The organism is Pseudomonas sp. Marseille-QA0892 (assembly GCF_054950135.1).
The window spans coordinates 1316942-1337943 of sequence record NZ_CM143104.1; the positions used below are offsets into that span (position 1 = coordinate 1316942).

Here is a 21002-nt window from a genome sequence, read left to right on the forward strand (position 1 = left end):
ACAGCTATCCGGACGCCGACCCGTTCAATTTGATACAGGCCGGACGCCGTTCAAATGGCATGCCGAGCAGTTAAAGGCCCGTTACGCGATGGAGCTCGTGTCCTCCGGCCAGGCGTCCTCCGGTACGTCGAAGTAATCGCCGTTTTCTACGCCATCGATTTCATACTTCGTCAGGTGGTCGCTCAGCAGGTCCGCGAATTTGCCGACGCGGTTTTCCTGCTTCACTTCGTTGACGATAGCGGGGACGACGGCGGCAATGATGCCGACGCCTGCGGCCACGAAGCCAAGGCCTCCTGCGACGGCTGGCAGACGCGCAGCGATTGCGGCGACGCGTGCACTGGAGCTGCTCGCAAGGCCGGTCAACGACGCGCCGGCCTCGGCAGTCGTGGCAAGGCCTGCCATGAGACCAAAGGAGCTTGCCGTGATGCCCATGCCACCCGTGAGCTTTTCGCCCTTGCGAATGGCCTGTACGCCGTCGAAGATCCCATAGGCGCCCATGGCGATGCCGGCCATGCCGCCCAGGCCCTTGGCGGAGTCTTCGAAGGTCTTGGCGACGTTGGTCAGGGACTTCTGCAGATCTGTCGTTGAAGACAGGGTCATCTTCAGTGCTCGCTGGACGGCGCCGTCTCCAGGCCGTGCACGGGCCGCCGCTTCAAGTTTTGGTCCTGCGTCCTTGAGGTATTTCTGGAAGGCCTTTGAGCCGCCTTCAGTCAGCAATGTGGCTGCCTGTACCGAGCCGTTCGTGATATCCACGATCTGCTTGTCCGTCAGGTTGCCCTTGGCTTCGGCGCCTCTCGCAATCGTCAGGCCCGCCATGAATACGCCGCTGACGCCGTGCATGACGCCCCTGTCCGACGTATTCTTGAGGAAGCCGTCAAGCTTTGCGGTCTTATCGAAAAGGTTGAGCTTGTCGAGGGTCTTGGTCCCTTGGCGCAGGAGATCCCAGTAGCCGCGGACACTTGCCAGTACCGTCTGACCCGTGGCGACCGTACCGTCCTGGTTGACCAGTAGCTCTGGGTTGCTGGACCGAACCTCCTCGATCAGCGCCTCGACTTTCTCTTCATCGAGTTCGTCGCCACCATCGACGCCAAAGGCTTTCTTCAGGTCTTCGAAGCTGGCGTCCTTGAAGGCATTTTCCTGAGCAATCTTCGTGAAGTTCTCTTCGAGCTTGGCGTCGTGCTTGGCGGTAAGGTTGGGGTCGAGCATCGCGTTGTACAGCGCCACTTCCATGCTGAAGGCGCTGGTCGCTTCTTCCACGGAGCTGCTGCCCAGCAACTGGGTCATCCGGTCCCCTGAAACCAGCCAGTCCTTATAGAAGTCTTCCAGCTCACCGTTGTGATCCGAGTTCTTCACGGCTTCCTGCAATTCGGCTGGTTTCTCGATCCCCAACGCCCGTTGGAATTGGCTGGCCGTGCCGGCGAATTCAGCGAGCACTTCCTGCTGCTTGACGTCACCGTCCTTTTCCTTTTCGCTCCAAAGGTCGTCCAGCGCCTTGCCTGACTTGATCTCGGACGTGTAGGTGTCCTCGAGCGCTGCCTTCAACGTGTCGTTGCCGTTGACGACGTCCTGCAGTTCCTTCGTGCCGCGCTCGTCCAGGTATTTGGCTACGTCCTGATCGGCCTGCAGAATGGCGATGTTCTTGTTGACATCCTCGAGCAGCTTCTCTGGGTCCGGATGGGTACGAACCCTGTTGGCGATGGTCACCTTGGATTTGTCGTCACGCCACATGCCCGCGCTGCCACCCTCGATGATCAGCGACTGTGCATTCATCAGCTCATAGAGAACCGCGGCCTTGTCCTCGGCCGAATACTTGTCCGGGTTCTCCAGGATGTCCTTGTCGAACTTGCCAGTGTCGATTTTGGACAACAGATTGCGGTCTGCGACCTCCGAAAGCATACCCATCAGGGACGGTGCATCCTTGGGCGCCGAATCTTTCATCCAGGCCTGGATATCGCCCTTGCTAACGTCACCGTCGGGCTTTTGAGCCAGGGAATGCTTGGCGGTGTCGAGCATCTCGAATGCGCCGGGTTGAGACCAGAAATCCAACGCATCCTTGACCTCGTCGCTGAGGTGGGTGTTCTTTTCCTTGTATTCCTGCAGCGCATCAGCAGTAAGGTATTTGCCTGCCTCGGTCTTGCCTACGATCGCGTCGTAGTTTTCCAATAGGATGGCTGAATACTTGGTGACCAGTTTCGATGCGTCGTCGGCATCCGGGTTGGCCTTCAGGTAGTCCTTGTAGCTGCTGATGTCGTCGGTCTTCTTCAGGCCTGGCAGGACGGAAAAACCCTCCTTGCCGAAATCCTGCAGGCGTCCGGCCTCTGTGCCATGTATGGCTTCGCCGCTCTTGGTGAAGCCATCGATACGGTCGTTGAAGGCGTCCTTTCCGCTGAGTGCCTTGCCGTTTTCGTCGAACATCGTGACGCGGTCCAGAACCTGCACTGCGCGAAATGCCGCGTCCGCGTCGGTTTCATAATCACCGACGCGATCCTTGAGCATGTCCTTTACGCCGCTCTGATTCCCGAGATTGGCCAGCAGCGGATGGTCATCGAGAATGTCCTTGGCCGAGCGCTTGTCATCCTCCGGGCGCTCCCAGACGATCCCGGCTTTCTCGGCCGCTTCCCGAGCCTGCTTGTCGCTGCCAACGCTGGACTGGTCCACAAGTTTGCCCTTGAGTGCCGAGAAGCCCTCCTTGCCGAAATCCTGCAGGCGTCCGGCCTCGGTGTTGGGTTTGGCTTCCTTGCCCTTGGTGAAGCCGTCGATCCGATCGTTGCCAATGTCCTTGCTGGCTATCCGGTTGCCATTCCCGTCGAGTTGTTCGACATGCTGTAGAACCTGAACCGCTCGGAAGGCAGCGTCGGCGTCCTTCTCGAAGTCGCCAACACGGTCCTTGAGCATGTCCTTCACGCCGCTCTGGTTGCCCAGGTTCTCGAGCAGCGGATTCTCTTTGAGGATGTCCTTGGCCGAGCGATCATCACCTTCGGGGCGTTCCCACTGGATGCCCAGCGCTTCGGCCTGCTCGCGTGCCTTTTTGTCGTCGGCCGCGGAGGTGTGTTGCCCCAGGTCGCCCTTGAGGTTTTCAAAGCCATGTTTGCCGAAATCCTGCAGGCGACCGGCTTCGGTGTTTGGCTTCGCTTCGCCGCTCTTGGTGAAACCGTTGATCTTGCCATCGTCAACCGTATTGCCTGCGACGCGGTTGCCATCCTTGTCGAAGCGTTCGATATGGCGGAGCACCTGGCTGGCGCGGTGGGCGGCGTTCGCATCCTTTTCGAAATCACCGACACGCTCCTTGAGCATCTTCTTCACGTCGCTCTGGTTGCCGAGGTTCTTCAGCAGAGGATCGTCGTCGAGGATGTCCTGCGCGGAGCGTTTATCGCCTTCAGGCAGTTCCCACTGGATTCCGACCGATTCGGCTGCCTCGCGGGCTTTCTTGTCATTACCCACCGACGCTTCCGGGTTCAGTACCCCCTTGAGGTTGGAGAAACCGTCCTTGCCGAAGTCCTTTAGGCGACCCGCTTCGGTACCGTGTTTGGCGTGGCTCTGGCTGGTATAGCCATCGATCCGCCCGTTGCGCACATCCTTCCCGGCCTGGCGATCGCCGTTGGCGTTGAAGGTCTCAATGTGTTCGAGGACCTGTGACGCGCGGTAGGCAGCGTCCGCGTCCTTCGTGAAATCGCCGACTTGCTCCTTGAGCATGTCCCGCGCCTTTTCGCGGTTATCCAGATTCTTCAGCACTGGGTCATCGTTGATGATGTCCTTGGCCGAACGGTCATCACCTTCGGGTCGCTCCCAGCGAATTCCCACCCGCTCGGCTTCCTCGACGGCGGAGCCCCAGTCTTTTTCGGAAGAGTCGTTCTTGTTGTTCGTCCTGTTGTTCAGCGCGCCGACGGTCATTGTCTTTCCTTCTGTGTGGACCAGAAAAAACAGTGACTACCGGAGCGATCACGCAAACGTATCGCTCGCTACTGACTGGACTGGTGATGGGTGGGCACTGGACGCGACAAGCATCCGGTACGTAGCTCCATCAAAACGCGTTGCGATGAAAATACGATGACATTGGCCGCTGCACTTTTGGGCAGGCCTACCGGTGCTGTTGAGAGAAACTTGTGATCGTCTTGAAAAGACTGAGTTTGTTTCATGTTGGCGTTCCGCCCGACAATGACACCATTGAGAATCAAGGAGTAGGCAATGGCATTGGCGCATGGGTTGGGCATCTGGGGTTTGGGTAGCGGGCGTGCGCTGGAGCGCGCAATCGACGCCTATCGGCACGGGCAGCTGGATGAGCAGCGACTACAGGCTATCGGAGACGCCATCCGTACACGCCATTGGAAGGCGCAATATGATGCTGGCCATGCGTTCGTGACCGTGGGTGACTTTACTTGGCGAGACCCGGTCCTGGCCCATTCCGCGCTGGTGGGTGCGCTGCCTTCCGCTGGCCGAGTCGTTGAGGAAGAATGCCCACTCGCCACGTTGCTTGAGGTTCATGCGAACGCGGCCAAGCGTGGGGCACTGGGCCGTTGGTTCAACACCGCGATGGAACTGGTCCCGCCGCTGCTTACGGCGGACGCGCAATTCGGATTGAAGCCGGCTGCGCTGTTGCAGGAGGTCGAACAGGCTCGAGCGTTAGGCTACGCCGTGAAGCCGGTGGTGCTCGGGCCGCTTACCTATCTCTGGCTTGGCCAGGCGTGCAGCAGTCAGGACGATGTGCTTGGATTGCTGGATCGACTGCTGCCGGTCTATGGGACGCTGTTTACACGTTTTGCGGAGCAGGGCGTGGAGTGGGTACAGATCGATGAGCCACTGCTGACCCAGGATTTGCCGCCGGCCTGGACGTCTGCCTATGAGCGCGCCTACAACCTTCTGCAGAAAGAGCCATTGAAGAAGCTGGTTGCCTGTGGATTCGGCAAGCTCGATGCGAACCTGGGACTTGCAGCGAGCCTGCCCGTCGACGGGCTGCACGTGGATATCGAAGGGGATTATTCACGTCTGGTCCGGGTGCTGGACAGGATCCACGGCTACAAGGTGTTGTCACTGGGCCTGGTGAGCGGGGCAAACTCGGATTCGGATAGTGAGCACGCCAAGGCACTTGCCCGGGAAGCGCATGAGCGGATTGGCGACCGGCTCTGGGTGTCCGCCGTATCTGCGGTCTATGCGGATGAGCCGGATAATGCTGACAGCGCCGGACCAAGAGGCGGGATCGCCACCTTCGCGAAAGCCAGTGCGCTCGCCGCGCAGATCGCCGCGAGCGCGTCGGATGGCTTTGGACGCTCAAGTGAGGCCGCGTAGCGAAGCAGGGGAACCATCGGCGGCTGCCACATGATTACGAGTCCGTGAGCGTCTATCCTAGCACTCACGCGTCCCTCATTCACGGCAGCTGGGGCACCTTCGCAACCACCTTGATCTCGAACTGGAAGCCGTACAGCCAGGTGACGCCCACGCACGTTATGTTGGGGAAGGGCGCTTCGCCCCAGTATCCAGGTACCACCTGCCATACCCGTTCGAATATGGACTCTGGGTCGACGAGAAACACGGTCACGTCGACGACATCATCGAACGTACAGCTGGCGGCGTTCAGGACGTTGTTCAGATTCTCGAACGCCAGGCGCACCTGGTCCTCGAGGATGGGCTCGGGTGAGCCATCTTCGCGGCTGCCTACCTGGCCGGACACGAACAGGAAACCATTCGAGCGTACGGCGGGTGAGTAGCGGTTGCGTTCATAGAGTGCCTGACGGCCAGTGGGAAACACGACATCGCGTGCCATGGAAAACCTCCTGATGCGCGGGGCGCACGTTGCGTTATAAGGAGGTCAAGCTAAGGCGCGCCGTGGCGAGAATAAATCGAGAAGGGCGGACAACATTGTTTGTAGTATCCAAACAATTCAACCCTTCAGGAGTGCGTCATGGATCGCATCGCTGCCATGCAGGCCTTTGCGCGTGTGGTCGAAGCGGGGAGCTTCACGCGGGCTGCCGAAACGCTACAGTTGAACCGTGCGAGCGTGACGCAGCTCATCCAGCAGCTTGAAAGCCGACTGCGGGTCAAACTCCTGCACCGCACCACACGGCAAGTCCGAGTTACCGAGGACGGTGCCGCGTATTACGAGCGGGTCATCCGGCTGCTGGCGGATCTGGACGATGCCGAAACAGGTCTCTCGGCAAGCGCGCATGAGCCGCGCGGGCGCCTGCGCATTGATGTTCCGAGCCCCTTTGCCAGCCGGATCCTGATGCCTGCGCTGCCAGCTTTTCAGGCGCGTTATCCAGAGTTGCACCTGCATATTGGCGCGAGCGACAGGCTCGTCGACATGGTCGTGGACAACGTCGATTGCGTTGTGCGCGGTGGTGTGCCGACGCATCCTTCGCTGGTGGCAAGGCAGGTCGGCGATCTGCCGCTTGGCGTCTATGCGGCGCCAGGTTATCTGGCCCGTGTGGGCATACCGCATCATCCGAGTGAGCTGGCCGACGATCATCATCGGATCGTGGGTTACTACTGGGCCCGCACCGGCAAGATCATGTCCTACGAACTGCATCGAGGCGATGAGCGCTTCACCGTGGCGAGTCGCTGCAGCCTGACGGTCGACGAGGGAAATGCGTACCTGGCGGCGGGCGTGGCGGGGCTGGGGGTTATCTGGTTGCCGACTTACATGAGCCAGGTACACGTCGAGCGCGGTGAGCTTGTGCCGTTGTTCGAGGATTGGCACGTCGAGCCGATGCCGCTTTATGTGGCGTACCCACCCAACCGGCATGTGAGTCGCAAGCTGCGGGTGTTCATTGATTGGATGGCGGAATTGATCGCTGAGATCGCACCGGTTCGGGCTCGGTAGTCAGTTCGAATAAGCCTGCCAGCGGAAGCTCTCTGACTACCTGTTTATTGGGGTGGAATGCTGCAGTGTTCGTAGGGTGGAATCCCACAGGGCTTCCACCGTTTACCTCGGCTGGCACGATACGCGGTGTCGGGTCGATAGAGGTAAAGTGCGCGCCCCTGCGGGCAGTGTCCAGCCCACATGACGACAGCGTCGGTGCCGGCCATTTGGTGGGTTACGCTTCGCTAACCCACCCTACACTGCTAAATTTGGATCGAACGGCATGCAGGATTTGAGTACGCCGTAAGCGATGGTTAGCAGTTTGCGCATGGCGGCGCAGACGATCTGCTTGCCTTTCTAGGCTCGACTTTTCATTCGTTCAGCAAGCGCTCTGACCGCAGGGCGGGTGCAACCCGCCGCTTCAGTCTTGAGACGGGTAAGGGTCTATCCATCACCGCGTTGTTTGGACGTTTGGGTTTCGGCCCTTAAGGCCGAGTTACCTTTTCTTGCATGGCCAAGAAAACGTAACCCAAAAGAAGGCCACCCCTGCATACGGCCCGGCACTACGCGCTGCTTCGTTTCGGGTTCCCTCGCTCCATCGCCGCTCCGAGGGCCCCCGACGACGGGCCCTCCCTGGCCCGGCGTCGCTTTCGCGGCATCCATGCCGCTCAATCCTCTACGCAACGATTCCGCTCGGCCTTCTGAAGGGGCCCGTCATGCGGCGTCTGCACGGGCCCGGTCCGTGGTACAAGAAGCCGGGTAGGGTGGAATCCCGCAGGGCTTCCACCGTTTACCTCGACCGGCACGGTCCGCGGTCTATTGGCTCGATACAGGAAACGCGCCCCGGCGGGTGGTGTCCAGCCCACATGACGACAGCGTCAATGCCGGCCATTCGGTGGGTTACGCTTTGCTAACCCACCCTACGGTGCTACGTCGCTCACGCAGTCGGCGCGGTCTTGATCCCTTCGAGCTGGATCTGCCACAGGCGCTCGAAGATACCGCCCTGTTTACGAAGCCGATCGGGCGGGCCGTCCTCGACGATACGGCCATTTTCGAGCACGACGATCCGGTCGAACGACGCCAGGGTCGACAGGCGATGAGCGACTGCCAGCACGGTTCGTCCCTGCATCAGGTTGTCCAGGGCGGCCTGGATTTCGGCTTCGGATTGAGTGTCTAGGGCTGACGTCGCTTCGTCGAGAATCAGGATCGGTGCATCCTTCAGGAAGGCGCGTGCAATGCCCAGGCGCTGGCGCTGGCCGCCGGAGAGCATCACGCCGCGCTCACCCACGAGCGTGTCATAACCCTGCGGAAGTTCGCGGATGAAGCCGTCGCAGAATGCGTGCCGCGCCGCTGCCTCGACTTCGGCGTCCGTCGCGTCCGGTCGACCATAGCGGATGTTCTCTCGGATGCTCCGATTGAACAGGGCTGCTTCCTGGGGGACCACCGCCATGCGCGCTCGGAGGCTGTCCTGGCTGACTTCGCTGATGTTCTGGCCGTCGATGAGAATGGCGCCCTGATCCACATCGTCCAGCCGCTGGATCAGGCTGATGAGCGTGGACTTGCCAGCACCCGACTGGCCGACGATTCCCACTTTCTGCCCCAGCGGCACGTGCAGGTCGAAGTTCTCGAATACCCGGCGGCCGTCGGGATAGGCGAAGCCCACGCCCTTGAATTGGATGTCGCCACGGGACAACGCGAGTGGCGGCTCGGGATCGTCCAGACCGTGCGGCTGGATGATGATCCCCAGGGTTTCCTCGATGGCGCTTAGCTGCTGCACGGCGTCCACCAGCGCGAGCGCGAGGTCTCGCGAGCCATGAAGGATGCGGAATGTAAGCGCGCTTACCATGACGACGTCACCGGCTGTCAGCGTGCCCGCGATCCAAAGCTGGATGGCCCAGATCAGCATGCCGCCGGCCATGATCGACAGGCATATGTCGTGGATGACACGGGCTTTTTCCAGATACAGCCAGCTGCGGCGCTGGGCCTGCGCCTCGATTCCAATTTCCTGGGCAAGCCGCTGGCTTTCCCGGTGTCGTGCCGAGAAGGCTTTGATTGTCCAGACATTGGAGACGACATCGACCAGCTCGCCGCCTACACGCGCTGACTGTGCCGCAAACCGTTGGTGCTTGGCACGGCCGCGAATGCCGAACAGGGTAATGATCGCCGCAACCACGGCAACGAACGCGATCAGCGCCCATGCCATCTGCCAGTGCACCGCAAACAGCACGATGACGGCGCCGAGAAAGTCCACGCAAGGCGGCATGATTTTCCATACAAGCCCACCATAAAGCGCGCCGGCAGCGCCGCCTGCAGCCGAGATCCGATTGCCCAGCGAGCCCGCGAAATGCTCGGTGAAGTACCGCATCGGGTGCCCGGTAAGGTACTTGAAAAGGTCTACGCGCAAATCAACGCAGCTTGCCACGACCGTCCTGCAGCCCAGCCAGCCACCGAGACGCCAAAAGATGTTCTCGGCTACGATCAAGCCCATGAACAGCCCTAGTGGCATCCATACCGCCGCGCGTGCGCGGTCGGGTTCGGCCATGGCATCGACCAGCAGTTTCATGCCGTATTGCACCGCGACAGCGCAGCTGGCAGCGCCAATAACGAGCAGGAACATACCGCCGAAATGCCAGGGGCGTCGGCGGACGTAGTACATGAGAAACGCTATCGGCCGCCGTGGCAGTTCCACTGCGCCGTCTGACGACCGTGCCGTTTCGTTACTCATAGTGTCATCGCCAGGGTATCGTTCAGACCATCGAAGCGCTGACGTTGGCGCTGCAGTGCTTCTGCCAATGGGCCATGGGCAGGGCGTTGACCAAGCGCGTCGGGGTAACCCAGGAGCCCTGTTTCGCAATGGCGGTCATTCTCCCAGCCGGGATAGTCGAGCACCGGATACAGGCAGATTCCTTCGATTGGAATTCCACGCTGCAACGCGAGGTGCACTTCGTTTGCGACATAGTCAAACCAGTCCGCGCGCGCGTCGCCTTCGGCACCGGTTTCGGCAATCAGCAGGGGGCGGCGATAGCGACGGTAGAGTTCAGCGAGGATGCCGCTGAACGGACGATAGTTGGGATCACCGCGCCAGATTGTGTCGCCTCCCAGAAACCACTGGTTATCGGAGTAGTAATTCAAGCCGAGGATGTCGAGGTATTCCGGCCGGCCGCCGAGGCCGGGCCATTGGTTGCCGCAAAGCATGTCCCACGCCTCGTACTGCGATAGTCGGAAGCGCTCGGCCTCGCCCTGGACTTCGGGGCGGTTGTTGCTCGGTATCACGTTGATGACCGGATCGGTCTGCACGAACCGTGATCGCGAATCGACTTCACGGATTGCCTCAATGGCAGCAATGCTGGCTCGCACCAGTTGATGCTTGAGTTCGAACCCGCGCCCGCGACCGAGCGGACTGAAGTGGCCAACGTCTCCGCCGGCCCAGGACCAGAACGAGATTTCGTTGATCGGCGAATAGAACGCCGGCCGGTCCGTTTCCTCCACAATGACCCGAGCCGCTTCCCGAGCGAAGCGGGCAAAGCGCTCAACGAACGCCGGCCGCCAGATGTCGATGTCGTCGGGCCAGCCGTAGTGGCACAGGTCCCAGATCACCTGTACACCGGCCTGATTCGCCGCGCGAAGCTGCGGCAGGAAGCTCGACCAGTCGTACTGGCCGGGCGTGGTTTCGATCAAATGCCAGCGCAGCCCGTCCCTTACGCTTCGAAGGCCGTGTTCGGCAAGGGTGACGTAATCACTACTCGCCCAACGGTCATGCGCCGTAGCGGCGATGAGATCAAGCCGCCGCCCGTCGCCGCGTCGATGGGTCGAGCATTCGAAGCCGCCCATGAAGAAGCTGTCGAAAACGTAAGGCAGGTGCATGGTCAGGGTGCCTGCTCGGCCAGGCTCTTGCTGTGTTCGGCACTCTCGCCCGGCGCCGGCCCTCGCTCGGCTTCCTCGATGCGCTTGTATGCCGCAAGCGCCTGCCCGACGACCTGGTCCATGTTGTAGTACTTGTAGGTGCCGAGGCGGCCGAGAAAGATCACGTTGGGTGTGTCCTTCGCCAGCGCCTCGTACTGCTTGTAGCGCTCGGCATTTTCCGGCCGCGGGATGGGGTAGTAGGGGTCGCCTTCGTCGGCCGGAAATTCGTACGTGATGCTGGTCTTCTCGTGTTCCTGTCCGGTGAGGTGCTTGTACTCGCTGATGCGGGTGTAGGGCACCTCTTCGGATGGGTAATTGACCGTGCCGGTCGGCTGGAAACGCGACTGCTCAAGTGTCTCGTGGCGGAAGCGGAGGGAGCGGTACGGAAGCTTGCCGAAGCGGTAATCAAAGTATTCATCGATCGGCCCGCAGTAGACGAGGTGGTCGTACTGCACCTCTTCGCGTATTTCGCGATAGTCAGTGTTGATCATCACCTTGATGTTCGGGTGATCCAGCATGCGTTCGAACATCCGCGTGTAGCCATGAAGCGGCATCTGCTGGAAGGTGTCGATGAAGTAGCGATCATCAGTATTGGTGCGGGTAGGGACGCGCGAGGTGACTGACTTGTCGAGCTGGGAAGGATCCAGCGCCCACTGCTTGCGGGTGTAACCGCGAAAGAACTTCTCGTACAGCTCGCGTCCAATCTGATTGACGACTACGTCTTCACTGGTGCGGATGGTTTCCACCGGCTCCGCCCGGGAGGCCAGGTATTCCGCTGCTTCCTCATCGGTTTGAAGCGATAGCCCGTAGAGTGCATTGAGCGTCGTGCGGTTGATCGGGATAGGCACCTGTTTCCCGTCGACCACGGCCAGAACGCGATGCTCGTAGGGGTGCCATTCAGTGAAGCGCGAGAGGTATTCGACGATGCGCTCCGAATTGGTGTGGAAAATGTGCGGGCCATAGCGGTGTACGAGTACGCCGGCATCGTCGTAATGGTCGTAGGCATTGCCACCGATGTGGGGGCGGCGGTCCACGACAAGCACGCGCTTGCCCAGGCCGGCGGCAAGCCGTTCTGCGAGTACGCTGCCGGCAAAACCGGCACCTACGATGAGGTAGTCAAAGCCGCGACGTGAAGATGTCATTCCGTTTTCTTCCCTGTTCAGCGTAGACATTTTTCGATCACCTCGTTCATGCGCGCTTGAGTCTGATCCCAGGACATATCGCCCAGGGTGCGGTCGGCTTCTGCCAGGAACTGCTCACGATCGGCTGCCTTGTCCATCATTTCGGCACAGGCGTCGACGAAGCTTTGGGCACTGTCCACGATGCGCACCACACCGCTTTCGCCGTAAGTACGGACGACATCGGTGATGGCAGTGGAAACGGCCGGGCAACCCCCTGCGAGGTATTCGGGTGTCTTGGTGGGGCTTATGAACCGTGTGGATTCGTTCAGCGCAAATGGCATGAGCGCCACGTCCCAGCCGCCCAGATAGCGGGGCAGGTCGTCATAGGTTTTGCCGCCGAGGTAGTGGATGTTCGGCTGGCGCGGCAGCGATGCCGGATCGATCTTTACGACCGGGCCGATCATCACGAATTGCCATTCAGGGCGCAGTGTTGCGGCCTCACTTAGCAAGTCGATGTCGAAACGCTCGTCAATGACGCCATAGAAACCCAGGCGGGGATGCGGGATGGCGGCCTGGTCCGGTGGATCCGCCGGATGCTGCCGGGCGGCGGCGAAGTGTGCGATGTCGACACTGCTCGGAAACGCGTGGGCATTGTCGTGCAACTGCCGCTTGGCCTCCCAGATGCTGACACCCCCGGTAAAGACCACGTCTGCCTGGGCCAGCAATTCGCGCTCCCGCTCTACCAGTGCGGGCGGTGCGCCGCGGAACGCCGAAAGCTCGTCCATGCAGTCGTAGATCGTGACCCGGCGCGGCAGATGAGCGCTAAAGCTTAGGCTCATGGGCGTGTAGTACCACAATAGCGGCTCGGTCACGCCGAGGCTGGCGAGGTACTCATCCAGCAGCATCCGCAAGGCGTTATCTGTCGCCTCGCTCGTGATCCCGGCCGGCAGATGCGGGACGAGCACCTGGACGCCGTCTTCGTCAGGGCGCACCTCAAGATGCGGTTCATCCCCCGCGTCTGGAATCGGCTCTTCGAAAAACAGTACGTTGTAATGCCGCGCAAAGCGCGCCATCAGATGCTGCGGGCGCTGGTACACGAAGCTCCAGCGCAGGTGGGAAAGGCAAAGCAAGGTAGGGCGTTGCGGGTCATAAGTGACCGTCACATCCGGCCGCGGGTGCGCGGACTTCCCGATTGCATCTTGATGAGGTCCAGCCCAGCTCATGGGTTCTTCTCCTGATCCTTGAATACAGCGTAAACCCGCGCCACACGGGCCGCTTCGCTTGAACCTACGAGGCGTTTCATGGCTCGCACAAATGGACGGTATCGATCGTGTGGCAGTTCCACGGCTCGGCTGAAAGGTGACATCGCGCTCATCTCATCGGTTGAACTCCACGCCGACTCGGTTCGTCGTTATTCCACGGGTCGGTAACCCCGACACAGCATCCTGCCGCCGTACCGCAGGAGCGAATAGCCAGAGGCGACGGTAACGCTCGACGGAGGTATGCATGATTCTTGTGACAGGAGGGGCCGGCTATATTGGGTCCCATGCGGTGCTCGAGCTTCTCTCGGCAGGCCATGAGGTCGTCGTGCTCGACAACCTTTGCAATGCTTCGAGTGCATCGCTGCAGCGGGTAGCGCAGATCACCGGTCATGAACCGGTTTTCATCGAGGGCGACATCCGAGATCGCGCTTTGCTGGATGAGGTATTCGCACGCCACCCCATTGACGCAGTGCTGCACTTCGCAGGGCTCAAAGCGGTCGGCGAAAGCGTCCGCGAGCCACTGCGGTACTACGAAACCAATGTCGCGGGGACCATCGCGCTTTGCCAGGCCATGGCGGACGCGGGCGTGTTCCGATTGGTGTTCAGTTCATCCGCTACGGTGTACGGGGAATCGGTAAGCATGCCGATCCGTGAGGACTGCCCGACGGGGATTCCGACCAATCCCTATGGCCAATCCAAGCTGATGGCCGAAAACGTGCTGAAGGCCTTGGCCACGTCTGATCCACGTTGGTCGATCGGCATCCTGCGGTATTTCAATCCTATCGGTGCGCATCCGTCCGGCCTTATCGGCGAGGACCCGCACGGCATACCGAACAATCTGCTGCCCTACATGCTTCAGGTAGCAGTGGGTCGGCTTCCGCGGCTATCTGTCTTCGGCAATGACTACGCCACGCACGACGGCACGGGCGTTCGGGATTACATCCACGTGGTCGATCTGGCCAAGGGGCATCTCGGTGCGCTCGAACGGCTCTCCAACGTACCAGGCGTTTCGGTCTGGAACCTGGGTACGGGGCAGGGCTATTCCGTTCTGGACATGGTGCGAACCTTCGAGCACGTGACGGGCCAGACGTTGCCAATCCGTATGGCGCCGCGGCGCGCGGGGGACATTGCTCAATGTTGGGCAGACCCCGGGAAAGCCGAGCGCGAGCTGGGCTGGCGCGCCAAACATGGGCTGGCAGAAATGATCGCCGATGCCTGGCGGTGGCAACAGGGTAATCCCGAGGGATATCGCACCGCCTCGGAACGCGCGCGCGCGCTGGCGAGTTGAGATGTACTGGTCCGCACGGTGATGCGTAAAACGAAACATAATTCGGCCGTAAGGCCGCAGACCCAGCTGCACTGACACGGCCGGAGTGGAGGTGAATCAGCTGCCGGAAACGCCAGCGGCCGTGCGCGTCGACCCAGGGGTTCACTGCACGAAAGGGTGGGCCTTTGCGGTTAAACCCACCCAAGCGTGTAGCCCGGCTTAAAAGGATACGCGGGTTTCACCGCCCTACGGACCAGGCGGGCTGATGCTAACCCTTCAGCAGCGACGCGTTCCTACGGGCGACGCGTAAGGGCCCCGCCAGCAGGCCGAGTGGAACCGTGCATAGGGGGTGAGTGGCAGGGAAGCCGCGACAGTGGCGAGAACCATGGATGGCGCTTCGTCGGGGGCCGCCCTGGTCCTGCCCTCGGAGTGACGATGGAGCGAGGCACCCCGTAACGAAGCAATGCGCAGCGCAGGCTCAATCCTGGCGAGGCCGCGCCGTAGGGAAACCCCCACCCGACGCACCGACCGGGCGCCTCCTGCGCCAAGGGTGGCCTTCGAGCTGCTGCCCTGCCGAAGCCAATAGCCGGGCTGACTACGATACGCGACTTTTACCGGCTCACCGCCATTCTGTCCCGTCGTGCCTTGACGCTCATTTCGCATTCTGAACGCGCTCTGCGGTATGACCACTTGATAAGTTGTCATACCGCAAAATGTGAGCTAGGCTGCGTTTCAGGTGAGCGGTTGGGTTGCTGGGAGTCGACTCGGGCGCTCGTTAGTCGCGGTGTTTAAAATAAAGATAAGAAAATCATGCCCATTCAAATGTTTAAAAAAACCCTCAAGCGGCCCTTCAGGGTGCGATCATCTCGGTACGTCGTCATACCGCTCACGTTGCTTTGGGCAACGACGTCGTTGGCCCTGGAAGCACCGCCGAAGGTGCTCGTTCCCACACTGGCCTATGACCACAGCCAGATCATGCTGGTATGGGAAAAGCCTGAGAACACCGACGGCGTCGTCGATTACCGCGTGTATATGGATGGCAAACCACTCGGCAGCGCGAACGCGAACAACGATCGCCATTCGCCTGCCAAGCCCTATATCGACGCGTTCTACAAGGCGGACGCTGCCAACTTCCACCACCGCATCGCTATTCACAACTTCACAGTCGATGGCCTCAGGCCCGAAACCGAATATCGCTTCACAGTACGTTCGGTTGATGCCCAAGGGCGAGAATCGGAAGACAGCCCCGCGGTTGTACAGCGAACCACTGCGATTCCCGAACTCTTCAATATCGAGCGATACGGCGCGAAGGGTGACGGCCAGACGCTGAACACGGAAGCCATCCAGAAAGCCATCGATGCCTGCACGATGAACTGCAAGGTGCTGATCCCTGCTGGTGTGTTCAAGACAGGCGCGCTGTACCTGAAAAGCAACATGACCCTCGAAGTGGCCGAGGGCGCGACGTTGCTTGGCTCGGAACGCAGCGAGGACTACCCGCTCGACGGTTACATTCAGTACCCCTATTCGACGATGGTACGCCCGGCATCACTCATCAACGCCTTGCCGCGCGACCCGCGCCAGCATCAGTCGTTCGAGAACATCCGCATCGTTGGGAAAGGCACCATCGACGGCAACGGCTGGAAGCGCAACGAAGATACCCGTGACGAATTAGGGAATCCGCTCCCGTTCTATCGGGCCAGCGACAACACCCGGTACATGGAAGACGGCATCCTGGCCAAGGATCAGGTGGAGAAGGCCGTCGCGCGCGGCATCATCGTCAAGGACGCCTACGGCCAGATGCGTTCCTCGCTCATGACGCTGCGCAACGTGAAGAACGTGTTCTACGGTGGCTTTACCGTACTGAATCCTGCGTACCACGGGATCATGAATCTCGAGACCGAGAACGTGGTGATGGCCAATACGGTGCACAAGACCTACGACGCGAACAACGGCGATGGTATCGAGTTCGCAAATAGCAAGGGCGCCATGGTCTTCAACAACTTCTTCGACACAGGCGATGACTGCGTCAATTTCGCCTCAGGCACCGGCGCGGATGCGACGAAGCAGCCGCCCCAGGAAGATGCGTGGATCTTCAACAATTACTTCCGCCGCGGTCACGGCATGGTCGTCGCGGGTAGCCACACCGGCGGCTGGATCCAAAACATACTGGCCGAAGACAACGTATCGGACGGCACCGATGCCGGGCTGCGCATGAAAAGCACCAACTTCATGGGCGGCGGGGCCCGCAATGTGACGTTCCGCGATTCGGCCATCCGCAACGCAGTCAAGCAAGGCGTCATCATGACGCTGGATTATCACGACCCCAACGCGATCCTCGACTACAAGCGCTCGACGGTCCCGGGACAGTTTCGCGACATCCACGTAGCCAATGTGACGATAGAAGATGCCGCTGGGGCCGCGATACAGGTCAAGGGGGACAGCGCCCACGATGCGTTTCACGAAAACGTTGCATTCGAGAATGTCCGCTTCAAGGGCAAGGCCGGTGCAAAGATCGATGGGCTGCGCAACGCGCGCTTCACTGATGTGAGCTTTTCGGACGCGGACGGTGATCCATGGGCTATCACCGGTAGTGAAGGGCTGGATTTCGAGCGAGTTGAGCCTCAACCGAATATTTGAATGCGCAAATGAGCGGGATCTTCTGAGTGGTGTTTCTTTGGTAGGTGCGTTTGATGCCCCGCTTCGGCGGGGCTTTTTTTGCCTTCGATTCGGCGGGATGTCTGAGCACATCGAGCGCTATCGCGTGTTGGTAATGACCTCGCGCCCGGAGTCCGGGAGGCGATAAGGTCGCCATTGTTTACCCTAACGCAAAAATGTTTGGCCGAATGACGACTTAATCTGCAAGCAACATCCCGTCACACTGGCCCCACATTCATGAGATAGCGCCTTTCGCTCGCCAGCGAGTGATGGAGGCGCGCTGATTTGGAGCTGTTATGACTCTTCCTGTATTCGGCGTCGGTACGTTCCGACTGACTGGCCAGACTGCCATCGATTCTGTTCGCAACGCACTGGAAGTGGGTTACCGCGCCATCGATACCGCGCAGATCTACAACAACGAGGCCGAGGTAGGGGAGGCGATTGCGCAAAGCGGCGTTGCACGCGAGTCCCTCTACATCACCACGAAGATCTGGGTCGACAATTTCTCCAGGGAGAAGCTGATCCCAAGCCTCCACGAAAGCCTGGACAAACTGCGTACGGACAAGGTCGACCTGACCCTGATCCATTGGCCGGCCCCGAGCAAAGGCGTAGACCTCAGCGAGTACGTGACGGCACTCGCCGAGGCCAAGGCGCAGGGGTTAACCCGCGAAATCGGCGTATCCAACTTCAACATCGCGCTGACACGGCAGGCGATCGACGTAGTGGGCCGTGGGGAAATCGCCACCAACCAGATCGAATTGAGCCCCTACCTGCAGAACCGCGCCCTCACGGCGTACCTGAAGGAGGAAGGCATCGCGGTTACGTCTTACATGACGCTGGCTTACGGCAAGGTGCTGAAGGACCCGGTCCTCATCGCAATTGCCGAGAAGCACCGTGCCACGCCTGCGCAGGTGGCGCTGGCCTGGGCGTTGAAGTGCGGCTATGCCGTGATTCCGTCCTCGACCAAGCGGGAAAACCTGGCGAGCAACCTGTTGGCGCAGGGCCTGCCGCTGGACGACGAGGACATGGCCCGGATTGCCACGCTCGAGCGCAATGGTCGCGAAGTCAGCCCGGAAGGGTTGGCGCCTGAGTGGGATTGATCGGCCCGCACCTTCCCCCCTGATTTCGATTCGGGTGCGAGGCGTGATCACCTCGCACCTCCCTTTATTGGAGATTCCCATGAAATCAACCTGGGCACTGCTTGCCCTGGCTGTCGGCGCGTTTGGCATCGGCACCACCGAGTTTTCCCCGATGGGCCTGTTGCCGGTGATTTCGACCGGCATCGGTGTTTCCATCCCAACCGCCGGCATGCTGATCACCGCCTATGCACTGGGCGTCATGATCGGTGCGCCGCTCATGACGCTTGCGTTGAGCCGCTATCCAATGAAGCGCTCGCTGATGTTGCTGATGGGCATCTTCGTGATCGGCAACCTGCTGTCGGCAGTCTCTATCGGTTACTGGACGCTGCTTATCGCACGCGTACTGACCAGCATGTCGCATGGCGCCTTTTTCGGCCTGGGTTCGGTACTGGCTGCGAGCTTGGTGCCCAAGGAGAAGCGCGCCAGTGCGGTTGCCACCATGTTCATGGGCCTGACAATAGCCAACATCGGCGGCGTGCCTGTGGCCACGTGGATTGGCCAGCAGATCGGCTGGCGCATGGCGTTCGCCGGTACGGCGGTCCTGGGTGTACTGGCGATTGCTGCCCTGGCGGTGACGCTGCCCAAGGGCGAAGCCGGCGAGCGGCCAAACGTACGTCGCGAGCTCGCCGTGCTGACGCGCCCGACCGTACTGATGGCCATGGCCACGACGGTGATGGGCTCGGGCGCCATGTTCACGCTGTATACCTATGTGGCGCCGGTATTGGGTACGTTGACCGGTGCGTCCGGCAGCTTCGTCACGCTGTGCCTGGTGTTGATCGGGCTGGGCTTCACCATTGGCAATACGGTTGGCGGCAAGCTTGCGGATTGGTCGCTGGACGGCAGCGCCAAGCTGTTTTTGGCATTGCTCGCCGCGACGATGATGGCGCTGCCGTTCATGCTCGGTAGCCACGTCGGCGCCGCGCTCGGAATGCTGCTGTGGGGCGTGGTGACGTTCGCGATTGTGCCGCCCGTGCAGATACGCGTGATGCAGGCCGCTGCGGATGCGCCGGGCCTTGCGTCCTCCGTTAACGTTGGAGCCTTCAACCTCGGCAACGCGATAGGTGCAGCCGTGGGCGGCGGCGTGCTGGCTGCCGGCTGGGGCTATGCCGTGGTCCCTGTGGCAGGCGGGCTGTTGGCACTGGCAGGGCTGTTGCTCGTACTGGCGAACAGGCCGCAACAACAGCCTGTCGTTCAACCCGCGGCCTGACGTATCGCCTGTTGTCAAAGCGTCCGACGCGATAACAACGCGCTGGGTCAGCGTCACGGTGCCTGACTCAGCGTCACATCTTTTCCATCAGAGGTTAATCATGACGTACGCCTATGCATCCATCGAAATCGACCGCAACGCCGATACCCTCTGGCATCGGATTGGCGGCTTCGGCGCATTGCCTGAATGGCTGCCGCCGATTGCACGCAGCGAGGCCAGTGAAGGCGGCCGTATCCGAACACTGACGGACGTCGACGGTAATACCATCGTCGAGCGGTTGCTGGCGTACAGCGATGAAGAGCGCAGCTACCGCTACACGATCGTGCAGGGCCCGGCGCCGGTTCGTGACTATGTGGCCACGCTGCGGGTCGCGCCCATTTCTGCAAGCCGGTCACGCGTGGAGTGGTTCAGCGAGTTCACACCCGAAGGTATCGCTGAAGATGAAGCGGCTGCGATGTTCAATGGGCTGTATGCAAAGGGACTCGAAGCACTGCTGGACAATTGATTCCTTCGAGATGAGCCGACACTTCTGCAGCGCGGGAGTCTTTTGAGGCGTTTCTCTCGCGCCGCTTAAAGAAGCGGCAAGGCAAGCCGATAGGGAGAAGGCAGCTGCGCCGTTTAACGCAGCTTCCTTTCCCGACCTGGATGTCTCGCCGTGTTCTCACACCTGAAATTCCAACAGAAGATTCTTCTCGCTGCGGCGGTGATCGTCACGATCGCGCTCGCCGCGTTCGCTGCATTCAACGCCTACCTGCAACGCCAGGCGATTGACCAGAGCCTGCGCGCATCGCTCACCGAAACCGGACGGATCACCGCGGGCAACGTCGCGTATTGGCTCGATGCACGCGTAAAGCTGATCCAGACACAGGCACAGATGTTGGCGCGTGACGATTCGCGCGATGGTCTGGTTGGTTTGCTCGAGGAAAAGATCTACACCGAAAATTTCGTTTCCACCTATCTGGGTGAAACGGATGGCACCTATACCGCAAGGCCCGTACAGCCGCTCCCGGCGGACTACGATCCACGCAAGCGTCCCTGGTACAACACGGCCACCTCCACAGGCGGCATGATCATTACTCCGCCGTATGTGTTCGCCTCCTCGGGCGAGTTGGGCGTCACCATCGCGACGCCACTGATGCGCCGTGGGCAACTGCAGGGTGTGGTGGCGGGCGACCTGAACCTGTCCACCCTCGTCAAGATCATCACATCACTCGACGCAGGCGGGCTGGGCGAAGCGTTTCTTGTCGACAGCGAGGGCAAGGTACTGGTGAGCGGCAATACTGACCACGTGCTGAAGAACCTCAAGGATGTCTTCCCGACCCATACACCGTCGGTTTCGCCTGGCTTCAGCTGGACGGAGCAGGGCGGTGTCGAGCGCCTGGTGAGCTTCACGCCAGTCGAGGGGCTTCCCTCCGTGAAGTGGTACCTGGGGCTTTCGATTGACGGAGACAAGGCCTATGCGCCGGTCTCCAAGGCGCGAAACCTTGCAATCATCGCCACGATTGTCGCGGTGATTGCGATTCTCCTCCTGCTGGGCGTGTTGATCCGCACCCTGTTGCGCCCACTTAACGAGCTGACGCGCACCATGGACAACATTGCCGAGGGCGAGGGCGATCTGACGCGTCGGCTGCCGGTCAAGTCGAAGGATGAATTTG

Annotated in this window: 13 protein-coding genes and 1 pseudogene; 8 read left to right on the forward strand and 6 right to left on the reverse strand. The window is 60.6% G+C overall.

Going from position 1 to position 21002, the window contains the following annotated elements; genetic code table 11:
* Positions 1-81: 81 nt before the first annotated feature.
* Complete coding sequence (locus tag ACY8D3_RS06175) at positions 82-3891, reverse strand: type III effector HrpK domain-containing protein (RefSeq protein ID WP_462382560.1); 3810 nt, start codon at positions 3889-3891, stop codon at positions 82-84.
* A 294-nt stretch (positions 3892-4185) separates the two neighbouring features.
* Between ACY8D3_RS06175 and ACY8D3_RS06180 the strand changes: the two genes are divergently transcribed.
* Positions 4186-5283, forward strand: a complete 1098-nt coding sequence (locus ACY8D3_RS06180; protein WP_462382562.1) for a hypothetical protein — start codon at positions 4186-4188, stop codon at positions 5281-5283.
* Positions 5284-5362: 79 nt separating this feature from the next.
* On the opposite strand, the gene ACY8D3_RS06185 is transcribed toward ACY8D3_RS06180, so the two are convergent.
* Positions 5363-5758 carry a RidA family protein gene (locus ACY8D3_RS06185; protein WP_462382564.1) on the reverse strand — a complete coding sequence of 132 codons (396 nt, stop codon included), beginning with the start codon at positions 5756-5758 and terminating at the stop codon, positions 5363-5365.
* 138 nt (positions 5759-5896) lie between these two features.
* Here ACY8D3_RS06185 and ACY8D3_RS06190 point away from each other — a divergent pair, with 138 nt between their 5' ends.
* Positions 5897-6814 carry a LysR family transcriptional regulator gene (locus ACY8D3_RS06190; RefSeq protein ID WP_462382566.1) on the forward strand — a complete coding sequence of 306 codons (918 nt, stop codon included), beginning with the start codon at positions 5897-5899 and terminating at the stop codon, positions 6812-6814.
* Between the two features lie 916 nt (positions 6815-7730).
* Here ACY8D3_RS06190 and ACY8D3_RS06195 read toward each other — a convergent pair.
* Genes ACY8D3_RS06195 through ACY8D3_RS06210 form a run of 4 tightly spaced genes read right to left on the reverse strand, consistent with a single transcriptional unit; the run spans position 7731 to position 13040 of the window.
* On the reverse strand, positions 7731-9518 hold the full coding sequence (locus ACY8D3_RS06195; RefSeq protein ID WP_462382568.1) for an ABC transporter ATP-binding protein: 1788 nt from the start codon (positions 9516-9518) through the stop codon (positions 7731-7733).
* Positions 9515-10657: a glycoside hydrolase family 1 protein gene (locus ACY8D3_RS06200; RefSeq protein ID WP_462382570.1), complete on the reverse strand. Its 1143-nt coding sequence runs from the start codon at positions 10655-10657 to the stop codon at positions 9515-9517. The genes ACY8D3_RS06195 and ACY8D3_RS06200 overlap by 4 nt, the downstream gene beginning before the upstream one ends.
* A 2-nt stretch (positions 10658-10659) precedes the next feature.
* Positions 10660-11838: a UDP-galactopyranose mutase gene (glf, locus tag ACY8D3_RS06205; RefSeq protein WP_462382571.1), complete on the reverse strand. Its 1179-nt coding sequence runs from the start codon at positions 11836-11838 to the stop codon at positions 10660-10662.
* Between the two features lie 17 nt (positions 11839-11855).
* Positions 11856-13040 carry a glycosyltransferase family 1 protein gene (locus tag ACY8D3_RS06210; RefSeq protein ID WP_462382573.1) on the reverse strand — a complete coding sequence of 395 codons (1185 nt, stop codon included), beginning with the start codon at positions 13038-13040 and terminating at the stop codon, positions 11856-11858.
* 283 nt (positions 13041-13323) lie between these two features.
* Between ACY8D3_RS06210 and galE the strand changes: the two genes are divergently transcribed.
* The 6 genes and pseudogenes from galE to ACY8D3_RS06240 all read left to right on the forward strand — a co-directional run.
* The gene (galE, locus tag ACY8D3_RS06215; protein ID WP_462382575.1) at positions 13324-14367 is read left to right on the forward strand and encodes a UDP-glucose 4-epimerase GalE; all 1044 of its coding nucleotides are present in this window, start codon (positions 13324-13326) and stop codon (positions 14365-14367) included.
* Positions 14368-15156: 789 nt separating this feature from the next.
* Complete coding sequence (locus ACY8D3_RS06220; RefSeq protein WP_462382577.1) at positions 15157-16983, forward strand: glycosyl hydrolase family 28 protein; 1827 nt, start codon at positions 15157-15159, stop codon at positions 16981-16983.
* A gap of 314 nt (positions 16984-17297) precedes the next feature.
* Entirely contained in the window at positions 17298-18101 is an 804-nt protein-coding gene (gene dkgB, locus ACY8D3_RS06225; protein ID WP_462382578.1) for a 2,5-didehydrogluconate reductase DkgB, read from the forward strand.
* Positions 18102-18180: 79 nt separating this feature from the next.
* Positions 18181-19347 carry an MFS transporter gene (locus ACY8D3_RS06230; protein WP_462382580.1) on the forward strand — a complete coding sequence of 389 codons (1167 nt, stop codon included), beginning with the start codon at positions 18181-18183 and terminating at the stop codon, positions 19345-19347.
* A gap of 100 nt (positions 19348-19447) precedes the next feature.
* Entirely contained in the window at positions 19448-19852 is a 405-nt protein-coding gene (locus tag ACY8D3_RS06235; protein WP_462382582.1) for an SRPBCC family protein, read from the forward strand.
* Between the two features lie 198 nt (positions 19853-20050).
* Positions 20051-20986: pseudogene (locus tag ACY8D3_RS06240) on the forward strand (cache domain-containing protein); the annotation flags it as partial.
* Positions 20987-21002: the final 16 nt, after the last annotated feature.

Excerpts from the sequence above, each read along its gene's own strand:
- ACY8D3_RS06175 (WP_462382560.1), bottom strand. The coding sequence starts at position 3,891 with ATGACCGTCGGCGCGCTGAACAACAGGACGAACAACAAGAACGACTCT.
- ACY8D3_RS06180 (WP_462382562.1), top strand. The coding sequence starts at position 4,186 with ATGGCATTGGCGCATGGGTTGGGCATCTGGGGTTTGGGTAGCGGGCGT.
- ACY8D3_RS06185 (WP_462382564.1), bottom strand. The coding sequence starts at position 5,758 with ATGGCACGCGATGTCGTGTTTCCCACTGGCCGTCAGGCACTCTATGAA.
- ACY8D3_RS06190 (WP_462382566.1), top strand. The coding sequence starts at position 5,897 with ATGGATCGCATCGCTGCCATGCAGGCCTTTGCGCGTGTGGTCGAAGCG.
- ACY8D3_RS06195 (WP_462382568.1), bottom strand. The coding sequence starts at position 9,518 with ATGAGTAACGAAACGGCACGGTCGTCAGACGGCGCAGTGGAACTGCCA.
- ACY8D3_RS06200 (WP_462382570.1), bottom strand. The coding sequence starts at position 10,657 with ATGCACCTGCCTTACGTTTTCGACAGCTTCTTCATGGGCGGCTTCGAA.
- glf (WP_462382571.1), bottom strand. The coding sequence starts at position 11,838 with ATGACATCTTCACGTCGCGGCTTTGACTACCTCATCGTAGGTGCCGGT.
- ACY8D3_RS06210 (WP_462382573.1), bottom strand. The coding sequence starts at position 13,040 with ATGAGCTGGGCTGGACCTCATCAAGATGCAATCGGGAAGTCCGCGCAC.
- galE (WP_462382575.1), top strand. The coding sequence starts at position 13,324 with ATGATTCTTGTGACAGGAGGGGCCGGCTATATTGGGTCCCATGCGGTG.
- ACY8D3_RS06220 (WP_462382577.1), top strand. The coding sequence starts at position 15,157 with ATGCCCATTCAAATGTTTAAAAAAACCCTCAAGCGGCCCTTCAGGGTG.
- dkgB (WP_462382578.1), top strand. The coding sequence starts at position 17,298 with ATGACTCTTCCTGTATTCGGCGTCGGTACGTTCCGACTGACTGGCCAG.
- ACY8D3_RS06230 (WP_462382580.1), top strand. The coding sequence starts at position 18,181 with ATGAAATCAACCTGGGCACTGCTTGCCCTGGCTGTCGGCGCGTTTGGC.
- ACY8D3_RS06235 (WP_462382582.1), top strand. The coding sequence starts at position 19,448 with ATGACGTACGCCTATGCATCCATCGAAATCGACCGCAACGCCGATACC.